At 45.8% G+C, this 15,769-nt stretch carries 14 protein-coding genes; all 14 read left to right on the top strand.

The genetic code is table 11. The annotated features are described in order from the left end of the window. Nucleotides 1–90: 90 nt before the first annotated feature. The 14 genes from GQF00_RS14760 (at nt 91) to GQF00_RS14695 (ending at nt 15,769) form a co-directional block, all read left to right on the top strand. Nucleotides 91–1,923 carry an ABC transporter ATP-binding protein gene (locus GQF00_RS14760; protein ID WP_161319957.1) on the top strand — a complete coding sequence of 611 codons (1,833 nt, stop codon included), beginning with the start codon at nt 91–93 and terminating at the stop codon, nt 1,921–1,923. Between the two features lie 140 nt (nt 1,924–2,063). Then, nucleotides 2,064–2,924: a sulfotransferase domain-containing protein gene (locus GQF00_RS14755; RefSeq protein ID WP_161319956.1), complete on the top strand. Its 861-nt coding sequence runs from the start codon at nt 2,064–2,066 to the stop codon at nt 2,922–2,924. A 29-nt stretch (nt 2,925–2,953) separates the two neighbouring features. Continuing rightward, on the top strand, nt 2,954–3,685 hold the full coding sequence (locus GQF00_RS14750; RefSeq protein WP_161319955.1) for a sulfotransferase family 2 domain-containing protein: 732 nt from the start codon (nt 2,954–2,956) through the stop codon (nt 3,683–3,685). A 2-nt stretch (nt 3,686–3,687) separates the two neighbouring features. Then, nucleotides 3,688–4,809, top strand: a complete 1,122-nt coding sequence (locus GQF00_RS14745; RefSeq protein ID WP_161319954.1) for a glycosyltransferase — start codon at nt 3,688–3,690, stop codon at nt 4,807–4,809. A 66-nt stretch (nt 4,810–4,875) separates the two neighbouring features. Continuing rightward, a complete protein-coding gene (locus GQF00_RS14740; protein WP_161319953.1) occupies nt 4,876–5,487 on the top strand; it encodes a sulfotransferase family 2 domain-containing protein in 612 nt (203 codons plus the stop codon). A 5-nt stretch (nt 5,488–5,492) separates the two neighbouring features. After that, nucleotides 5,493–6,425 (top strand): sulfotransferase, encoded by a 933-nt coding sequence (locus GQF00_RS14735; protein ID WP_161319952.1) that lies wholly within the window; start codon nt 5,493–5,495, stop codon nt 6,423–6,425. 5 nt (nt 6,426–6,430) lie between these two features. Continuing rightward, on the top strand, nt 6,431–7,537 hold the full coding sequence (locus GQF00_RS14730; protein ID WP_161319951.1) for a glycosyltransferase: 1,107 nt from the start codon (nt 6,431–6,433) through the stop codon (nt 7,535–7,537). Between the two features lie 13 nt (nt 7,538–7,550). Then, nucleotides 7,551–8,441: a sulfotransferase gene (locus GQF00_RS14725; protein WP_161319950.1), complete on the top strand. Its 891-nt coding sequence runs from the start codon at nt 7,551–7,553 to the stop codon at nt 8,439–8,441. Further along, on the top strand, nt 8,441–9,562 hold the full coding sequence (locus GQF00_RS14720) for a glycosyltransferase (protein WP_161319949.1): 1,122 nt from the start codon (nt 8,441–8,443) through the stop codon (nt 9,560–9,562). The genes GQF00_RS14725 and GQF00_RS14720 overlap by 1 nt, the downstream gene beginning before the upstream one ends. A gap of 186 nt (nt 9,563–9,748) precedes the next feature. Next, on the top strand, nt 9,749–10,831 hold the full coding sequence (locus GQF00_RS14715) for a glycosyltransferase family 4 protein (protein ID WP_161319948.1): 1,083 nt from the start codon (nt 9,749–9,751) through the stop codon (nt 10,829–10,831). A 235-nt stretch (nt 10,832–11,066) separates the two neighbouring features. Further along, nucleotides 11,067–11,657 (top strand): sulfotransferase family protein, encoded by a 591-nt coding sequence (locus tag GQF00_RS14710; protein ID WP_202560551.1) that lies wholly within the window; start codon nt 11,067–11,069, stop codon nt 11,655–11,657. Nucleotides 11,658–11,779: 122 nt separating this feature from the next. Next, nucleotides 11,780–12,772 (top strand): glycosyltransferase family 4 protein, encoded by a 993-nt coding sequence (locus GQF00_RS14705; protein ID WP_161319946.1) that lies wholly within the window; start codon nt 11,780–11,782, stop codon nt 12,770–12,772. Between the two features lie 27 nt (nt 12,773–12,799). Further along, nucleotides 12,800–14,779: an asparagine synthase (glutamine-hydrolyzing) gene (gene asnB, locus GQF00_RS14700; RefSeq protein WP_161319945.1), complete on the top strand. Its 1,980-nt coding sequence runs from the start codon at nt 12,800–12,802 to the stop codon at nt 14,777–14,779. A gap of 3 nt (nt 14,780–14,782) precedes the next feature. After that, a complete protein-coding gene (locus tag GQF00_RS14695; protein WP_161319944.1) occupies nt 14,783–15,769 on the top strand; it encodes an EpsG family protein in 987 nt (328 codons plus the stop codon).

Here is a 15,769-nt window from a genome sequence, read left to right as displayed (position 1 = left end):
TAATCAAGGATTATTACTCCTTAACTTCAGCGGGAAGTTGCGTGGAGCACTGTGTAATAGCAAGCAAAGATTGATTTTGAGAGCTACATCATGCTGAAACAGCTAAAAGAGCTATACCTGCTGCTCGATGCAGACCAGAGGAAAAAACTTCTGCAGCTTCAGGTGCTGGTTATTCTTATGGCGTTTTCTGAGATGGCCAGCGTAGTTGCCGTTGGGCCGTTCATGTCTCTGGTGGCCGACCCTGCCGTTCTGGAAAGTGATGGCGTACTGGCTAAAGCGTATGCTCTGTCAGGCCTGACAGAACCAAGCGATTTCATGTTTTGGCTTGGCATTGGCGTGCTGTTAATGCTTGCGGTAGCTGCAGGCGTTTCGATTCTGACCATATGGCGCCTATCTGTTTATGGTGTGCAGGTTGGCGCACAGATCAGCTCTCGTCTGTATCGACACTACATGTATCAGAGTTGGCTTTTTCATGCGGGGGGGAGCAGTAGCCAACTTGTCAACAAGATTGCACAGGAAGCGACACGCCTGAACAATGGTGTAATCAACCCCTTCATGCAGCTGAACTCACGCCTTGTCTTGGTGTTGCTAATGTCCTTGGCGTTGGTGATTTATAACCCGCTGGTGGCTGTTATCGGTGTGAGTGTTTTTAGCTGCTCTTACCTGCTTATCTTCAAATTCATCCGGTCACGCATCGTCAGAAATGGCAGAATGGTAACAAAGGCGCAAAAACAGCGTTTCAAAATGATGGGAGAAGGCCTGGGTGGAATAAAGGATGTGATTCTGCTGGGGCGACAAGAGAGCTTTGTTTCTCGTTTTGCCAATGCTAGCAAGCAGATGGCCGATGCGCAGGGAAAAAACCGGGTGATGGGACAAACCCCCAGATACATCATGGAGCTAGTGGCGTTCAGCACCATTATCTTCTTGATCCTTTACCTTTTGTCCAGCAATGACGGCAATATTGCTGCCGTTCTTCCGATCCTTTCCGTCTATGCGTTGGCAGGAATGAAGCTCTTGCCTGCGTTTCAGCAAGTATATGCAAGCTTTTCACAGATCAGGGGTAGCCTGGCGGCGTTTGACGAGATCAGGGAAGATTTGATTAACAGTGAAAATGACACTGGTATGGGGTGTCGAGAGACAAGTGAAAAGCAACGACTTGATTCAATAGGAAAACAGCAGTCTAAAGTATTAAAAGTAAACAAGACAGTTGAATTCAAAAATGTGACGTTCTCGTATCCGGGAAAACCCTCACCGGCACTGAATGCCCTGAATCTGACCGTGCCAGTGAATAAGGTGATTGGTTTGGTAGGGGCATCAGGTTCAGGGAAATCCACGGCAATCGATATGCTTCTTGGCTTGATTTCGCCAGATAGTGGTGAGGTGCTGATAGATGGGAAGCCGTTAGCTAATGATGACAAAAGAGCATGGCAAAACGGTATTGGGTTTGTCCCTCAATCCATATTTCTTTCAGACAGTTCCATTGCTGAGAACATAGCCTTTGGCATACCAAAAGAGAATATTGACGAAGGGAAAGTCAAAAAAGCGGCGTCGATGGCGCACCTTGATGAGCTGCTTTACGAGTTGCCAGAAGGGCTGCAAACCCGAGTGGGTGAGCGTGGAGTACAATTGTCTGGAGGTCAGCGTCAGCGTATTGGCATTGCCAGAGCGCTTTATGATGATGCGGATATTCTTGTGATGGATGAAGCCACCAGCGCGCTGGATGGCATTACGGAAAAATATATCATGGATGCTATCCATGATTTATCTGGAAAGAAAACAATCGTTATGATTGCGCATCGGATCACAACAGTAAAGGCATGCGATAAAATCTTTCTATTGAAAGATGGGAGAGTCTCAAATGAAGGTAGTTATGACCACTTAATGATAAAAGATGTTAATTTTAGGAAGATGGCGCTTCAATAAAGCAGGTGCGATGGCTATGTGGTGAGGGGGTATTTCATGCTTCTAAAATAAAAAGTTCCCCAAGCCGATTTGCGAAAAATTATCAAAAGTTCAAGAGTTATGTTGTGGAGAAATAAAGTGGAAGAAGGGATTTGACATTAATGAATTTTAATAAAGATAAGCCAGACTTTATTTGCCTTGGTGCGCCACGGGCTGGGACAACCTGGCTATTTGAATGGTTAAATCAGCATCCCGATGTCTTTATTCCCGAAAAAGAAATCCACTTTTATATAAAAACTCAAGGTAGGGACTTTTATGAAGAAAAAGGAATCTCTTGGTACCAGAAGTTATTTGAGAACGCGAAAGCTAGTCAGGCTGCAGGAGATATCGCTGCTGGATACTTAAGATCTGAAAATGCTAGGGACAGGATTAAATTGACGGCTCCAAACGCTAAGTTAATTGTAATGATTAGGAATCCTGTTGAGCGGATCTGGTCCGATTATCAATATCGGTTGGGAAATAGATCATTTGATGGCTCGTTCGATGAGTTTCTGAAAAATAAAAAGGGTATTCGTGCTCTTAAAGATGGTTGCTATGCTGAGCAAATCAAGCTCTGGATGTCTGTTTTTAAAAAAGAAAGATTTCACTTTGTTGTTTTGGATGATGTTGAGCTTGATCGACAATATGAAATATCCAAAATTTGCAGATTTATTGGGGTTGGTGACTTTGTTCCAGTGGATTCAGCTCGACGAGTTAATGAAGCAAAAAGGGTTAGAAGTCGATGGCTGGCTGTTATCTATCATAAAGCCGCGCAATTTGCGGCGAAGTATGATCTGAATTTTTTGCGAAATCTTTTTCGAAAGTTGGGCTTAAAATATTTCTACGATATCGTTAACAAAGCCCAGGCGAGAAAAGCTGAAATGACCAATGCTCAAAGAGACTTTCTTAATAATTATTATAGAAATGATATTGAAGAGCTTGAGATATTATTGGGGCGAGACTTGTCACGATGGTGTTCGTGAATTGTTTATTATGATGTGTGAGATGCATTGTGCCGCTATATGATTTTCAAGGTAAAAAACTACTTTTTGTTCATGTTCCAAAGTGTGGAGGAACTTCGCTTGAAGAGCTATTTTCACGAGTAATGGGGAAGCCTGGACTTTATGGACCATTGACGGGAAGCGGGTTCAATCTCCAACATTCCCATGCTGAAATGCTGGAATTAATTTTGCCAAAAAGCTTTGTTGATTGTTCCGTCCTAATAACAAGAAATCCGTTTGATAGGATTGTGTCCATATATCAATGGACATACAAAAAAGATATTGGGAAGCCGTATTTAATCCCGCCGTTTCCAATTTGGCTTGACTATGTGCTGCTGAGAGCTAGAAGAAACCCTATGCATGGCAATAATTTTATTAGGCCTCAAGTGGATTTTATTTATCCAGGGTGTGATGTGTTTAAACTTGAGAAGGGGCTTCAGTCTCCAGTTGATCATATTGAAGCTCAATTAGGAATAAATTTTCAATATGAAGTAGGGCATAAATACAAGACCAATAAAATTAACAATAGTTATTTGGATCCCTTGGCAATAAGAAGAATAAGGGAATTTTATCGAGAAGATTTTGAAGCTTTTGGTTATTCGGATAAATTTGAGGAATCCAGTGCAGCAAGAAAAGTAGACTGTATTGATCGGGATTTGAGTAGATACAATATGTGGTGCAAGTATTTTCTCAAAGGTGGGCCGCAAAAGTTGTTTTACTTTATTAAAGCAAGGATGAATTGATTGTGGCAGCAGGATCTAGTCGGAATAATAGTAATCGAGTTTGTGTCGTTATCTATGATTTTGAGCCTCGCGGTGTACAGAGAGTACAGATTCGTTTGGCAAATGAGTTTAGTTCTCTAGGTTATGACGTCGATGCTTTGGTTTTTAACTGCTCTGGCCCACTTTTGTCAACCCTTTCACCAAGCGTCAGTGTTGTTGACTTATCAGCAAATTCTGCAAAGTCAGCCTTTTTTAAAATTATAAAATACTTGTTTTATAAGAAACCACAGGCGATCTTTTCAGCTGAGGACCATATAAATATTGTGGCGTTAATAGCTTGCCAATTAGTACCTGTAAAGATTAAATGCGTAGTTAGCTGTCATGTTTCACCTAAATTGTGGGCATTGAAACCGAAGTTTTTATCTAAGCGCTGGTATATGGTTATGCTGGCAAAAGTGCTTTACCCCAAAGCTGATAAATGTGTGGCTATTTCGTCAGGAATGAAGCAAGAATATCTCGAAATTTTAGGTGTTAACCCTGACAAGATCACTGTAATTTATAACCCTGTGCTGAGTTTAAATTCCGAATCGGCAGTTTCTGATTTCCAACACCCGTGGCTAAATCATCCTAATATTAAAGTGGTGTTAGGTGTTGGTAATTTGTCACGAATCAAAGGCTTTGATGATTTGATTAGGGCGTTTTCACTTCTTCAAAGCAGAGAGTTTCTACGATTAATAATCGTCGGCGATGGTCCCGAAATGGAGAATCTTGTCTCTCTATCAAATGAACTTGGGTTGCGAGAGTTTATTGATTTTGTTGGCTATAGCCCAACCCCTGAATCCTTCATGAACCTTGCCGACGTTTTTGTGCTGACTTCGCGATCAGAGGGTCTCCCAACAGTCCTTATCGAGGCAATCGGAGCAGGCTGTCCTGTTGTGTCAACTCGATGTGGCGGGGGGGCTGTTGAAATAATGGAAGATGGTGATCTAGGTCCGCTTGTTGATGTTTCTGATGTTGAGGGGATTTGTGAGGCTGTTCATCAGGCTCTTAATAACCCGATAAAGAAAAGTAAGCTAATCAAAAGCTCTGAAAGATTCTCTTCGTCTGCTATAGCCATGGAATATCTTGAAAGAATATTGATCTAGGTCGTCGCTTATAATTGATATTGTTTTTATTTAATGAATCATTAAAGATTATATGTTGGTGAAAAGATGAGGCTCTTGAATAAAGTTGGATACGAAAAAAACAGATTTAGATATAGATTCGTTGATAACTTCTACTTTGTCCATATAAACAAGACGGGCGGAAGCAGTCTAGAGAATGCTTTAAAGATTCCCTTCGAGCACAAGACAGCATCTGAAATAATAAGTGAGGTGGGAATCTCTAAGTGGGAAAGAAGATTTACATTTGCGATTGTGAGAAACACGTTTGATAAGGTTGTTTCCCATTTTCATTACAGGGTTAAAACCAATCAAACATCGCTTGGGGATAAAAAGCTGTCATTTAATGACTGGGTAAAAGCCTGCTATCGAGACTTCGATAAAAGGTATTTAGATAATTTCAAAATGTTTATGCCGCAATTTAATTGGGTTTCTTCTGAATCTGGAGATGTGATTGTTGACTTTATTGGTCGATTTGAAAATTTGAATAATGATTTCGATTACATTGCTAAAAAATCTTCGATTCGAGCCACTTTGCCGCATGAAAAAAAATCTAAGCGCCAGGACTTTCGGGGATACTACGATTCTGAGACAACTGAGTTGATTGCTTCTTTCTTTAGAAAAGATCTTGATTTTTTTAACTATGGTTTTGACGGAGAGTAGGAGGTATGATCCTGAATAACGGCTCCCGCTTTGCAGACTTTTTTATTATTGGCGCCCCTAAAGCGGGGACAACTGCTCTGGATGCATATCTTCGCCAACATCCGGATATTTTCATGTGCCGTAAAGAGGCACATTATTTTTGTTCTGATTTTCCCGGGAATATCAATTTCTCCTCTTTTAAAGATTACCTGGATATTTTCGATGATGCGAAAGATGGCCAAATGATAGGAGAGGCATCTGTTTGGTATTTGTATTCTGAGGCCGCTGTTGGCGAGATTCTAAATATTAACCCTGACGCAAAATTTATTGTCATGCTGAGAGATCCCGTCAAGGCAGCGGTGGCAACCCATGGTGAATTACTGCTGGATTTGCGTGAAGATGAGCCAAACTTTGAAAAAGCATGGCGACTTCAGGGGGACCGGCGCAAAGGGCATAAGCTCCCTCTTAATTGCAGAGAGCCCAAGCAACTCTTTTATAAAGATGTTTGTTCCTGGAGTCATCAAATTGAACGCCTTATTAATCAGGTTCCTGAAAGAAATTTGAAAGTTATAATAATGGAGGAGTTTTTCTCAGATTCTGATAAAGGTTTTAATGAGGTGTTGGCGTTTTTGGGAAAAGAGGAGAGATCTTTAGATAGTTACCCGGTTATTAATGAAGGTAAGAGAGTTAAAAGCATTTTTCTTTTAAAGTTTTCTCGTGATATTCCTAAGCGCTTTCCAAAATTATTTAATGTACTAAAGGTTGTTGCAAATTCTACTGGGCTTCATCCAGGTCGCATACTGAATGACTTTGTTTCAACCAAAAATGTTGTTACTAAGTCCCGTAAGGCTATTCGTGAAGAATTTCGCCGTGAGCTTTTGGGAGAATTCAAGCAAGATGTAGAAAGTCTTGAGCGTATTCTTAATCGATCCTTGGGTGAATATTGGTTGAAAGGATAAGTCTCATGGCGTTACATGAAAAAAAATCCACCCGAGTTATTTTCTTTTATCACGGTTCAGGAACATTCAGTTACGGTGTGGCACAGGTTTTTCTTCACGTTCTTAATGGGCTAGATAAATCACGATTTGAGCCTATTTTGGTGATTACGGGCAGTTTGGATGAGCCCATTGCTAATTTAGATAGCAATGTGAGGGTGGTCGAGCTGCATAAAAGAAGTCTTAAGGGCGTTTTTTTTTCATTTGTCTCATGCCTGAAAGAATGTCGTCCTGAAATTGTCATTTCTGCGATGGAGCACCCAAATGTTCTTGCAGTATTAGCCAAGTTTGTCTCCAGGCTTGATTTTAAATTGATAATTACAAGTCATAATGTTCTCACAAGCAGACTCAATGAAATGTGGAGTAAAAGGCAGGCTAGAGTTGTTCGCTTTCTAATTCCATTAATGTATCCGAGAGCAAATTTTTTTCTTTGCGTTTCAGATGCTGTCAGGAAAGATTTTTTGGCTTACATTAAAACCCCAGTAAGAAATGCTGTCATATACAATCCGGTTTTTCCTGAATGTTTGTTAAGTCGAGCCCCTGTTGCTAAAGAAAAAGGTCTTTTGGTTGTCTCTAGCAGATTGACAACTCATAAAAATGTATCAGAGGCTGTGCGCGCTCTATCGCATCTTGATGAAAGCTATAGGCTAATTGTTCTTGGTGATGGTTCAGAGCGGGTAAAGCTTGAAAGGCTGGTGGTTGATCTGGGCTTGGAAAGCCGTGTTGATTTATTAGGTTTTGTGAAAGACCCATTTGCTTATTATAGTAAAGCTGAAACTCTTGTTCACCCGTCCAGGTGGGAAGGGTTTGGTAATATTCTGATTGAAGCGATGGCTTGTGGGTGCCAGATTGTTGCAAATTCCCAGGCTGGTGCGCCATCGGAGGTGCTATGTAATGGGGAGTATGGTTTCCTGTATGAAGGTGGAAATGCTGAGTCGCTTGCAAACAATGTTTTGAAGGCGAGATCTGAGCCAAAGGATCGTCAATCTTTGATTAACTATGCGTCTGAGTTTACTGATGTGCGTGTGGCGCGCCAGTATGAGCGGTTATTTGATTCTCTTCTGATGGATACCTGATTCCGGAACAAAAATGGATTTCTTTATAGTTGGCTACCCTAAGGCCGGCACTACTTCTTTATATGAATATATGAAAAGCAACCCGATGTTGTTTTTTCCTGAAGTCAAGGAGCCGCATTATTTTACCCGGGATTATCCGGGTTGCCGAGTTGTGGACACCTTTGATCAATACATGAGTCTTTATCAAGCGGCGTCTGAACAGCAATTAAAAGGTGACGCTTCTGCATCTGTTATTCATTCTGACTTCGCGCTTGATGAGATCATTAATAAATTTCCCGATGCAAAATTCATTGTCATTCTGCGTGATCCGGTAGCTGCATTTGTCTCCTTTCATGGAGAATTGCTACATAACCTTAATGAGGCTGAGCAAGATATCGAACGGGCTTGGTCCCTGCAAGAAGACCGAGCTAATGGGGAATGTATTCCGTCTACTTGCTTAGAGCCTGGTTTTCTACAGTATAAAAGTGTTTTCAACTATCGGTCTCAGCTGCCTGCTTTTTTTGATAAGGTTCCTGAATCACAGCGGCTTGTTCTTATTTTCGAAGAGTTCTTTGCCGATCCTCGGTCAGGATATCTGCAGGCGCTTGACTTCCTCGACATTGAGGATGATGGGCGGCTTGATTTTGGTGCAAAGAACACGGCACGAAAACACAGATTCCGAACATTGGCTGAAATCCACAAAAAACTGGTTAACGGCAACAGCGTTTTTTATCGCTGGGCCAAGGCAGTGCTTTCCTTCCTTGGTGTCCACCCTTCGTCGCTGATCGCCCGTTTTAATCAACTTCCTGGTGGAAAGCCTGAATTAAGTACTAAGTTTAAAGATGAGCTTGAGCAATATTTTCAAGCGGATATTGATGCTGTCGAAAAGTTGCTTGGTCGACCCGTTGATAGTTGGAGGAAGTAGTGGCTCGCATTGGTATTGTCATCTATTCCCTTGCCGGGGCTGGCGCAGAAAGAGTTTCCATCAATCTTGCTCATGAGTTTGCTGCAGCTGGGCATCAAGTTGACTTTATTTTGGGGCAGGCCGGGGGGGAACTTTTTGATGAGGTGCCAGTGGGGGCGTCTTGCATTGTGGCATCCCAGCCTCGCGCGGGAGGATGGCGGTCCGCCATTCGCGGTTACATCGATCAGCAATCGCCGGATGTTCTGTTGGCTATGATGGAAGGGGCTGGCGTGCTGGCTATTCAGGCGGCAAAGGGGAGATCTGTCCCTGTCTATGTCGTTTCTCATGTGCACTTTTCTCGTCACTGTCGCCAGTCGCCAAGAATAAAGGAGCGATGGTTAATGCCTATGGCTGCACGCTGGTATCTACCGCGTGCAGCCGGCGTTATCGGTGTTTCTCGTGGGGTGGCAAGTGACATTCAGCATTCAGCCAAACTTGATCCTGGCCGTGTTCACTCGGTTTATAACCCCATTTTGTCAAATGATTTCTTCCTGAAGGCATCAGAGCCCGTCGAGCACCCTTGGTTCGCGCCTGACCGTAACTGGTTAAATGTTATTACTGTTGGCAGGCTTGCTGCTCAGAAGGATCATGATACTTTGCTCGCCGCGATTGCGATGGTGAATCAAAAACAGCCTGTTCGCCTTATGGTATTCGGCCAGGGTGAGCGACGGGATGAGTTGCATGCACTTTGTGCATCTCTGGATATTCAGGCCATTGTTGAATTTTCTGGTTATGACCCTAACCCTTATAAATTTATTGCTGGCGCAGATGTCTTTGTATTGTCATCCCGCTGGGAGGGATTTGGTAACGTTCTTGTGGAGGCCTTGGCATGCGGGACACATGTTATTTCCACTGATTGTCCTAGTGGCCCCAGTGAGGTTCTTGATTATGGAGTGTATGGGGTCTTGGTGCCGGTGAATGATCCTGTCAGGTTGTCTAACGCAATTATCGAGTCAGACCGTAATTTGATTCGTCATGCTAATCTTGATGCTCATCTTGAAAAGTTTATGACATCATCTGTTGCCCGGCAGTACCTTGAAGTTATGGGCCTGGATGGCGGAGGTGATTATGCCAGGGATTAAAAGTGGCCGGTTCTTAACTCCCTTTCTTTGGTGGGGCAGCGTTAAGTCAGGCTGTTCATTTCACTTACCAACGACAAAGATCCCTGGCTCTGTTTCACTTTTTCCCCTCAAGGTAGTTCATAAAATTAATGATACGTATCCTGATGAATTTTCGTCGTTTGGATACTTTTTTGAGGCTGAATTGGCGTGAAGCTGCTTTTTGTGATTGGAAATATTTCTTCTTCTGGCGGCACAGAGCGCGTCACAACGGAAATTGCTGCGGCATTGTCTGATGCTGGCCATCACGTGTCTGTTCTTAGTCTTTTTGGTCCTGCAAGCCCCTGGTTTGACCTTCCTGAAGCTATTTCTGTCAAGGCTGCAGGTTTGAGGCCTGCCGGTGGCAATTTGTTTCGTGCTGCTGCGATATCACGTTGCTTGTATCAGGCTGCTGTTCGTACTGAAGTCGATGCCGTGATTCTGGTTGACTCTATTCTTTTTGCCTTTTGTATTCCTTGGGCCCGGTTTTCCCGAGCAAAGATCCTTTGCTGGGAACATTTTAATTTGTCTACCAGTCATGGCACCTCCATGCGAAGCCTGGGCCGCTTAGCCGCTTCTCGCATGTGTGACAAGGTCGTGGTCCTTACGGAGCGCGATGCAGCGGCTTGGCGTGCCAAGTACCGTATTTCTGACCGTGTGCAAGCAATCTGGAATCCCATACCTCGATTTTCTTCATACCAATCATCTCCTTGCGATCAGGAACCACGTATTGCCTTGGCAGTGGGTCGACTGGCTCCAGAAAAAGGTGTTGATGTTCTATTGAAGGCCTGGAAGGAATTGGGCGATGCCAGAGATGGGTGGGTATTACGTATTGTGGGTGGTGGCGAGGATGAAACGTCCCTCAAAGTCCTCGCCAATGATCTTGAGGTTACCAAATCTGTTGTTTTTGTTGGGCAGGTTCGCGATGTGGCTGCAGAGTATCGTGCTGCATCCTTGTATGTGATGAGTTCTCGCTGGGAGGGGCTACCCATGACTCTGCTTGAGGCGCAACATTTTGGCTTGCCCAGTGTTTCAACCGACTGTATGACTGGGCCCAGAGAGGTTCTTTCCTGCAATAACGGGATTCTTGTCAAGGAGGAAGATCCTGTGGATCTTGCCCGTGGAATGGCCAGATTGATGGCTTCCCCTGCGCTGCGTCTGGAGCAGGGAGCGGCGGCGCGAGAGAATGCCTGCCGTTATGCGGCTGCCAGCATCTCCATGCAGTGGGAAGAAATGCTGGAGCGCCTGGAGTGAATATTGTTTTTATTTTGGGCCTCGTTTCGTCATTGCCATCTTATGGCACTTCCATGAGGTTTTTCACGGTTTTGGGCTTGCTCATGGCTGTGGCGGATCTTCATGAAAAACCGTGATAAAAGTAAGCGATTATGATTTTTATAATCTGTAAATATTTGATTCAGAATAATCTATGAGGATTTTTCTTTCATTTTATAGAAAGAGATGTGTCATATTTTAACCTTTGGTGTTTGTTATGGAAAAAGTTTTTGGAATTGGTTTTCATAAGACAGGAACTACTAGCTTGGCACTTGCTCTTCAAATGCTTGGCTATAGGGTGACTGGCCCTAATGGAGTAAAAGATCCGTTTATTGCTGATAATGCTCTTGCTATGGCCATGGCGTTGGTGGAGCAATATGATGCTTTTCAGGATAATCCTTGGCCTATGTTGTATAGGGAGGTCGATGAAAGATGCCCTGGGGCTAAGTTCATTCTAACTTATAGAAATGAAGAAAGTTGGATTAATAGTTTGGTAAACCACTTTGATAAAAATGATACACCAATGCGAAAGTGGATCTACGGTCCTGGTAGCCCCGTCGGTAATGAGAATGTCTATCTTGAAAGGTACAAAAGGCACAATCAGGAAGTTAGAGAGTATTTTAAGGGAAGGGCGAGCGATTTTATTGAGGTTGATATTATGTCAGGTGATGGTTGGCCTGAACTGTGTGGTTTTTTGGGCTGCTCTGTTCCCGATGAGAATTTCCCTCATGCAAATAAGTCTTCTGATAGAAATCCCCCAAAAAGCAGTTTCTCAAGGGTTAATAACTTTCTGAAAAACTTCTTTTAAAAAAGATTTTTCGCCTTTTATTTTCAATCATATAAATTTGGTAATGCATTTGGATTTATATTATTTGAGTCTTGGTGTCGGCGTTTATGAGTGATCATAGTTTAGTCAGGGGGACATATAATGTGGCGCATCTGGTTCCCTATGATGCGGTTGGTGGTGTTGAGGTTGCGGCCAAGAGCATTGCTGATGGCACTTATGATGGATTCTCATTTTCTCGATTGTATCTCGCGGATAAACAGAGAAATGAAAGTGAGAACCAGCCTGGTGTTTATTTTCGCGCGCTCGGGCGGCTCCTCAGATTGAAGCCGGACCTTGTTATCGCCTCATTATGGCGCTGTTGCGCGGTTCTTGTCTTTTACAAGCTGTTCCGGCCCCGCGTCAGAGCTGTGACCTTTCTCCATTCAGCCTGTACAGTCCACTGGCTCGATTTTATCTTGAACTACTTTTCCATGTGCCTTTCCAGCGAGATTTGGGCTGATAGCTTGTCTACTCTCAATGCTCGTGTGCCTGGCCGCTGGCACCGGAAGGCGAGAGTTATCTCATTTCTGGTTGATCGTGTTTCTCCCGTTCAGCGGATGACCCCGAAACCGCGCTTTGTATTTTGGGGCAGAATTCACTCCATGAAAGGTCTTGGCAGGGCCTTAACGGTTTTTCATGAGTTCCAGGAATTTTTTCCTGACGCGTCTTTTTCCATAATAGGCCCTGATGATGGCGAATTAGCCTTCCTCCGAAAGCTGATTGTTGAAACGGGCATACAGAATGTTGAATTTCCCGGTTGCATGGATCGTGAGGATATCTTCGCTTTCGCTAACAATGGTTCTTTTTATCTGCAAACCAGCGTTGATGAAGGCATGGCCATGTCCGTGGTGGAAGCCATGCAGCTAGGACTGGTGCCTGTGGTGACCCCGGTGGGGGAGATTCCCCGATATTGTCAGGATGGCCACAATGCGGTGCTGGTCCATGATGATGAGAGCGCGGTTAGATCTGTCTTGCGGTTGCTTGATGATCCTGAGGAATATCAGCGGCTTTCTCGCAATGCGGTTCAAACCTGGCAGGACAAACCCTTATACCGTGATGATGTGCTGGAGGCTTGCAGGCATGTTCTTGCGGTCTAATCGCGCAGTTTTCTCGAGAGTTATCTCATGTGCGGCATAGTGGGCTTGATAAACCCGCCTGCTGCGGTTGGGGGGCGGGACTTGGCTTCCACGGTGCAGTCCATGGCGGAGACGATCATTTCCCGTGGGCCGGATAGCCAGGGCGTGTGGGCCGATGACGATGCAGGCCTGGCGCTTGGGCATCGTCGATTATCCATTGTTGACCTGACTGAAGCCGGGCATCAGCCCATGGTGTCTCCCTGTGGCCGCTATGTACTGGTCTTTAATGGTGAGATCTACAATCACCTAGCGCTTCGATCAGCGATTGAAGCGCGAGTGGAATCGCCGGTTTCCTGGCGAGGGCATTCGGATACTGAAACTCTCCTTGTCTCTTTTGCTGTTCAAGGTGTAGAGGCGACGTTAAGCGCGGCCAGTGGGATGTTTGCACTGGCTTTGTGGGACCGCCGAGAACAATGTTTGACCCTTGCACGGGATCGTTTCGGTGAGAAGCCGCTCTATTATGGCTGGGTGGCCGGCGGGTTTGTGTTTGCCTCAGAGTTGAAGGCGCTGCATTCAGTTCCCGGCTGGCAGGGCGAACTGGATAACTCGGTTGTTGAAAACTACCTACGCTATGGTTGTGTAGGCGGTCGTCGCAGCATCTTCCGGGATGTATTTAAGCTTTCTCCGGGGGCAAGCCTCACGCTATCACGGTGCGAGCTTGCATCGGGAGTACGTCCTGTGCCCTCTATTTGGTGGTCGTCCACTGACGTGGCCAGCGAGATGCTCGACGCGCGAGAGACGCAACCAGCCACATCGGAAGAGGTGGAATCCGTCCTGCAGGGTGCTGTTGGGCGTATGATGGAGGCGGACGTGCCGCTTGGGGCTTTCTTGTCCGGCGGTGTGGACAGTTCTTTGATTGTTGCCCTGATGCAGAAACAGGCATCTCGCCCAGTTAAAACTTTTTCAGTCGGCTTCGATGATACGCGCTATGATGAATCCAGCCATGCGGCGGCCGTGGCTGCCCATCTTGGTACGGATCACACCACTTTGCGCGCTAATGCTGATATGGCGCTGGACCTGGTTCCCAGATTGCCCCAATTGTATGACGAGCCGTTTGCAGATTCTTCCCAGTTGCCAACCTGTTTGGTGTCTTCACTGACACGAGACTATGTGACTGTAGCGCTGAGTGGTGACGGCGGTGATGAGATGTTTGGTGGTTATAACCGTCATCTATGGGGGCCACGTGTTTGGTCGAAAGTCTCCGGTTTGCCATTAGTGGTTAGACATGCGTTGGGTGGCTTGATCAGGACGGTTTCATCAGGTGGGTACGACAAGCTGATGCAGGCAGCATCGCGGGTGATGCCTTCCCGGTTTCAGGTGCGAACGTTTGGCGAAAAGCTCTACAAGCTGGCTGACGTGTTGTCCTGTGATTCATTTTCTGCCCTCTATACCGACCTTTCCTCCATGAATCGGCATCCTGGTGCGTTGTTGAATGGGAATTCCAGGCAGGCAAGGCCTGAGGCTATTGATCTAACGGCGTTTGCGGGTTTCAGCCAGGCTGAGTGGATGATGCTGATGGACACCCTGACCTATATGGTGGATGACGTGCTGGTCAAGGTGGATCGTGCCAGTATGGCATCGAGCCTGGAAGTCAGGGCTCCGTTCCTCGATCCGGAGGTATTCAAGACTGCCTGGCGGTTGCCGCTCTCCCAGCGAGTGGCAGAGGGAGAGGGCAAACGGGTATTGCGTGATATTTTGTATCGGCATGTCCCTCGAGAATTGATCGAGCGTCCCAAAATGGGGTTTGCGGTACCGCTGGATGAGTGGTTGCGTGGCCCTCTGCGTGAGTGGGCCGAGTCGTTACTGTCTCCGCAGGCGTTATCTCAACTTCCCATGCTGGATAGTAAGGCCGTGCAACGCTGTTGGCAGGCGCACCTTCAGGGTAAGGGGCATCATGCACAACAGCTGTGGGTAGTCTTGCAGCTTGTTGCGTGGTCCGGACATTGGCGGCCAAGGGTGAGCGCATGAGACGTGTCCATTTCAGGAGCCATTAATGTTGCCCTATTGGTTTTTCTTTCNCTTTTCTTTTCTTTGGCCATTGGCCTTCGCCATCAGGTGGGGGGGGATTGGTTTGCCTATAGCCGCATATTGGATCAGCAATCACTGAAGTCATTGTGGGAGGTTCTTCAGGGCGAAGATCCGGGTTATCACTTGCTTTGCTGGGTGGTTGCCCAGTCCGGTGGGGCTATTTATTGGGTCAACACCGTTTGTGGCATGCTGGTGATGGCCGGGTTGGTACGGTTTTGCCGCACGCTGCCTTTACCCTGGTTGGCTCTCCTGGTGGCGGTGCCGTATTTGATTATTGTGGTCGGCATGGGCTATTCCCGCCAGGGCGCGGCGTTGGGGCTGCTGATGATGGGTCTTGTATCGCTTCGCAATGGCAGGATGGCTGGTTTTGTATTCTGGGTTGTGCTGGGTGCGACGTTTCACAAGTCGGCGGTGTTGATGCTGCCGGTTGCCGCCCTGGCGTCCACATCCAATCGGATTTGGAGCTTTTTATGGGGCGGCGTCATTTCTCTAGCGGCTGCTTATTTGTTTGTCTTTGACTCTGCGGATCGCCTCTGGGCGAATTACGTAGAAGCGGATTTGCAGTCCCAGGGGGGAATGATCCGTGTTCTTATGAACGCTGTTCCTGCAGCGATATTCTTGTTTTTACACCGATATTTTGAGTTGAATCCCAATGAGCGAAAGCTCTGGTGGTGGATGTCGGTGCTGTCGATGGTATGTGTGCCGTTGGTGGCTGTTTCTTCTACCGCTACTGACCGTGTTGCGCTATACCTGATTCCTGTTCAGCTTTTTGTCTTCTCGCACCTGCCGTTTATTTCCCGTGATCCGCGGTTCCGAGGGTTAATTACGATAGGGATTATTGGGTATTACGCGCTGGTCCAGTTTGTCTGGCTGGTTTTTGCCACGCATTCCTTCTTATGGTTGCCATATCAGACTTGGTTTTCTGCATAG

Source organism: Alcanivorax sp. DP30 (genome assembly GCF_009882945.1).
Classification (GTDB): Bacteria; Pseudomonadota; Gammaproteobacteria; order Pseudomonadales; family Alcanivoracaceae; genus Alcanivorax.
The sequence above is the reverse complement of the archived record's forward strand: the minus strand, read 5'-3'. Positions and strand labels throughout refer to the sequence as shown.